The organism is Bradyrhizobium sp., assembly GCF_019242285.1.
Taxonomy (GTDB): domain Bacteria; phylum Pseudomonadota; class Alphaproteobacteria; order Rhizobiales; family Xanthobacteraceae; genus Bradyrhizobium.
The window spans coordinates 1-4,712 of record NZ_JAFAVV010000576.1 but is presented as its reverse complement, the minus strand read 5'-3'; the positions used below and the strand labels follow the sequence as shown (position 1 = coordinate 4,712).

General features: G+C 65.7%; 3 protein-coding genes. 1 reads left to right on the top strand and 2 read right to left on the bottom strand.

Annotated elements, in window-relative coordinates; genetic code table 11:
* Positions 1–166 precede the first annotated feature (166 nt).
* A complete protein-coding gene (cofC, locus tag JOY90_RS23445) occupies positions 167–844 on the top strand; it encodes a 2-phospho-L-lactate guanylyltransferase (protein WP_291693496.1) in 678 nt (225 codons plus the stop codon).
* A gap of 57 nt (positions 845–901) precedes the next feature.
* Here the strand turns inward: cofC and JOY90_RS23440 are convergent, their stop codons facing one another.
* Positions 902–2,254 (bottom strand): aspartate aminotransferase family protein, encoded by a 1,353-nt coding sequence (locus tag JOY90_RS23440; protein WP_291693495.1) that lies wholly within the window; start codon positions 2,252–2,254, stop codon positions 902–904.
* Positions 2,255–2,449: 195 nt separating this feature from the next.
* Positions 2,450–4,712 (bottom strand): 5-amino-6-(D-ribitylamino)uracil--L-tyrosine 4-hydroxyphenyl transferase CofH (gene cofH, locus JOY90_RS23435; protein WP_291693494.1); only part of this gene is annotated, 2,263 nt, incomplete at its 5' end.

Sequence of the window (4,712 nt, the reverse complement as noted above, 5' to 3'; positions counted from 1 at the left end):
ACGGCGACCTGCTCGATGGCTATGTCGTCGACCACGCCGACGCCGATAGGGTCGGCACTGTCGGCGCGCGGGTCACGATCGCCAGAACCCTGATGACGAGCCTGCATGACCGGGAGACGCTGGCGCGCGTGACGCTCGATGCGGCGGATGCGTTGGCCTCGCTGCAATGAGCGACATCTGGGCGGGCATTCCGGTCAAGGAGTTCGATGGCGCCAAGCATCGGCTGTCGGGCCTGCTGTCGCCGCCGGAACGTCGGTGTCTCGCCGAGACCATGCTGACGGACGTGCTCGACGCAGTTGCCGGCTCTCGTCTTCTGGCCGGCGTGATGATCGTCACGCTCGATCCGCATGCGACGGGTCTTGGCGACAAGCTCGGTGCGCGGATCGTGACCGAGGGCGCGCGGGACGGACACACCGGGAGCGTGAACACTGGCCGCCGGATTCTCGCGCGTGAAGGACGTGGCGGCATGATCACGCTGCCCGGCGACATTCCAGCCATCCGCGCCGGCGAGATCGACGCGGTGCTGTCGGCGCATCTCGCCGCGCCCTCGTTCACGATCTCTCCGGCGCATGACGATCTCGGATCCAATGCGGTAGTCTGCTCGCCGCCGGAATCGGTGCCGCTTCGCTTCGGCGACAACAGCTACTTCCCGCACCTCGGCGCTGCGCGCCGTCAGGGCATCGAGCCGACCATGATCCGCCAGCCGGGAATCGCTGTCGATATCGACCATCCCATCGATCTGGCACTCTTCCTGCGCCTGCCGCAATCGGCGGGCACGCGCACCCGCGCGCTGCTCGACGAGCTTGGCGTGCCCGCGCGGCTGGCCGGGCGGGGCGTCGCCTAGTGCTTCTGGGGAGGCTTTGACCGGTTGTCCGAGCCGACTACCTTGCAAACACCGAGCTCAAGCTCTCCTCTTGGCCACCTGATCCAGCGCCCGCCCCATGGACTCGCACATGTCGTTGATCTGCGCCGCCGTGATGATCAGTGGCGGACAGAAGCACACCGCTTCGCCGATGTTGCGCGTGATCACGCCGGCCTCGAGGGCGGCGTCGGCAACGGCGAGCGCGGCGTCGCCCGGCTTGGCATCCGTCCACGGCTTGATCTCCAGGGCGCCGATCAGGCCGATGCCGCGCGATGAATGCACGACGGGGTGTTTGGCAAGCTCCGCCAGTCCCGACAGGAACGTATCCTGCAGGCCCGCGACGTGGCCGACCAGATCGCGCTCCTGAATGATCTTCAGATTTTCCAGGCCGACCGCGGTCGCGACGGGATGACCAGACGCCGTGTAACCGTGGCCGAATGAGCCGATGCGGTCGGATTCGTCGGCGATCGGCTGATAGAAGCGGTCATTCATGAGGATCGCCGACAGCGGCATGTAGGACGAGGTGATCTGTTTCGACACGACCAGCACATCCGGCCTGATGTTGAACGTCTCGCAGGCGAACATCTTGCCGGTGCGGCCAAATCCGCAAATCACCTCATCGGCCACCAGCAGGATGTCGTATTTGTCGAGGATGGCCTGAACCCCCTCCCAATAGCCGACGGGCGGCATCAGCACACCGCCTGCCCCCATCACCGGTTCGCCCCAGAACGCCGCGATGGTTTCCGGACCTTCCTTCAGGATCAGGCTTTCGAGATCCTGCAGCATCCGTGCGGTGAACGCGGCTTCACTTTCGCCCGCCTTGGCGAAGTGCACATAGGACGGACATGAGGTGTGAATCATGCGATCGAGCGGGAGATCGAAGCTCTCGTGGTTGCGTGGCAGGCCGGTGATCGATCCGGCGGCGATGGTCACGCCGTGATAGCCCTTGAGGCGGCCGATGATCTTCTTCTTGTCCCGTTTGCCGAGCGCGTTGGAGCGGTACCACACCATCTTGGCGGCGAGGTCGTTGGCCTCCGAACCGGACGAGGTGAAGTGCACCTTCGACATCGGCACCGGGGCGATCTTGATCAGCATCTCGGCGAGATCGATCGACGGCCCATGAGTCCTGAAGCCGAAGGTGTGGTAATAAGGCAGCTTCTCCATCTGCGCCTTGGCGACGGCTGCCAGCCGCTTCTCGCCGAAACCCAGCGCCACCGACCATAGACCGGCCATGGCCTCGATATAGCGCTTGCCATTGTTGTCGGTGACGTAAATCCCGTCGCCGCTTTCGATCACGAGGCCGCCGGTCTTCTCGTAGGCGCGAAGGTTGACGTTCGGGTGCATCTGATAGGCAATGTCCCGTCCCTCCACCGAATTCGGCATGATCGTCACGAAACTTCTCCGTTGTTCTGGGTCGGGCGGGCTCGGCCGCATGGGATGGAGACCGGCAAGGCGCGGCTCAAGCTGTATCACCCCGCTCCGCCTTCCCCAACTGCTTCGAGGGCGTGGCACCCGTGCGAATTTACGGCCTGCGCATGTCCGCCTGTGGCCGACTTGCGGCGCTGCGGTCGTTTGGCAGCAGAGGTGCTAACCGGCCGCCGCCTTCCTGCGCGGCGGTGTTTGCACGACCGGCGCCAGGTCCGCTGCGGTCATGGAGGCCGCTCGGCGCTCTTCTGCCACCTGCCGGTAGAGCGTGTCGCGTTGCATCGGCTCGCGGCCGGTCGATCGGATGAGCGCTTCCATCGCCTGCGGCGGCAACTCCTGGCCATGCTGGGTGCCGGCGGCGCGCGAGATGCTCTCGTTCATCAGCGTGCCGCCGAGATCGTTGGCGCCGGACCTCAGGCAGACCGCGGCGCCCGCCGGCCCCATCTTCACCCAGGAGGTCTGGATGTTTGATATCAGCGGATGCAGCGCCAGCCGCGCGACCGAATGCATGAGCACGGCTTCGCGGAACGTCGGGCCGGGGCGCGCCATGCCGAGGCGGTACATCGGCGCCTCCATGTGGACGAAGGGCAGCGGCACGAACTCGGTGAAGCCGCCGGTTTCCGCCTGCAAATCGCGCAGCGCGAGGAGATGTTTTGCCCATGAATGCGAGGTTTCGACATGCCCATACATGATGGTCGAGGTGGTGCGCAGTCCCATCTGATGGGCGGCGCGCTGCACGTCGAGCCACTGGTTGGCGTTGATCTTGTCGGGGCAGATGATGGTGCGGATCTCATCGTCGAGGATCTCGGCCGCCGTTCCGGGCAGGGTGCCGAGACCGGCCGCCTTCAGCTTTGCAAGGAATGCGGGGATCGGCAGTCCGAGCGTGGCTGCACCTTGCGTCACCTCCAGCGCCGAGAAGGCGTGGATATGCATCCCGGGCACGGCCGCCTTGATCGCCCGGCAGATCGCCTCATAGGTGGCACCGGTGTAGTCGGGATGGATGCCGCCTTGCAGGCACACTTCCGTTGCTCCGCGATCCCACGCCTCGATCGCGCGACGGATGATTTCCTCGATGGCGAGATCATAGGGTGAGCCGCGCAGATCCTCGTGGGTGCGGCCTTTCGAGAACGCGCAAAACTTGCATTTGAAATAGCAGATGTTGGTGTAATTGATGTTGCGGTTCACGACGTAGCGCACGACGTCGCCACTGACCGCGCGTCGCAGCGCGTCGGCGGCCTGCGCGACGTGCCGGTAGTCGGCGTCGCGCGCCGCGAACAGGCGCACGATGTCATCAGCGGCGAGCCGTTCGCCCGATGTGGCACGCTCGACGATTCCGGCGATGCGAGCGTCGGCGCCGCGGGCGAGCACCAGCGGCGCCGGCGGCGGCTCGGTATTGCCCGGTGCCCAGCCATCGTCGCGCGCAAGACCTTCGGCGTCGCTCATGCGCCGCACGCGCCTCGCGATGTCGGGAGCCAGCCATTTGTCGGCGGCGCGCGCGTAGGCGGGATAGACGGGCAGGCGGTTCACCAGCAGCTTGCCGGTATCCGCGCTCTTGCGGGCGAGCTCGGCGATGGTGGGCCACGGCGCTTCGGGGTTCACGTGATCGGGCGTGACCGGCGAGATGCCGCCCCAGTCGTTGAGCCCCGCGTCGACCAGCTTCTGATAGACGCCGGGCGACAGATTTGGCGGCGCCTGGATGTTCATGTCGGCCCCGAGAACGAGACGCGCCGTCGCGATGGTCCACAACAGGTCGTCGAGATCGGGCTCCTCGGAATGGGCGAGCCTGGTGTCCGGCTTGGCGCGGAAATTCTGGATGATGACTTCCTGGATATGTCCATGGTCGGCATGCAGATGCCGAATCGCCTCCAGCGCTTCGATCCGCTCATCGCGTGTCTCGCCAATCCCGATCAGGATGCCGGTCGTGAACGGAACCCTCAACTCGCCGGCCAGACGCAGGGTTTCCAGCCTGACGGCAGGATGCTTGTCGGGAGAACCATAGTGAACGCCGCCCTGGCTGCAGAGCCGCTCGCTGGTGGACTCCAGCATGATGCCCTGGCTCGCCGTCACCTCGCGCAGGCCGGCGATCTCCTCGCGCGTCATCACGCCGGGATTGGCATGCGGCAGCAATCCGGTCTCGCGGGCTACAAGCGCGCACATCGCGGTCAGATAGGAGATCGTCGTGTCGTGGCCGAGCGCCTTCAATGCGTCGCGCGCGGCCTGATATCGCAGCTCGGGCTTGTCGCCCAACGTGAACAGAGCCTCGGTGCAGCCCGCGGCGGCGCCCGCTCGCGCGATGGCGAGCACCTCGTCGGGCGAGAGGTAGAGGGGTTTTCCCGCACGCGGCGTCTTCGCGAACGTACAGTAGTGACAGACGTCGCGGCAGAGCTTGGTGAGAGGAATAAAGACCTTGCGCGAATAGGACAGC

Excerpts from the sequence above, each read along its gene's own strand:
- cofC (WP_291693496.1), top strand. The coding sequence starts at position 167 with ATGAGCGACATCTGGGCGGGCATTCCGGTCAAGGAGTTCGATGGCGCC.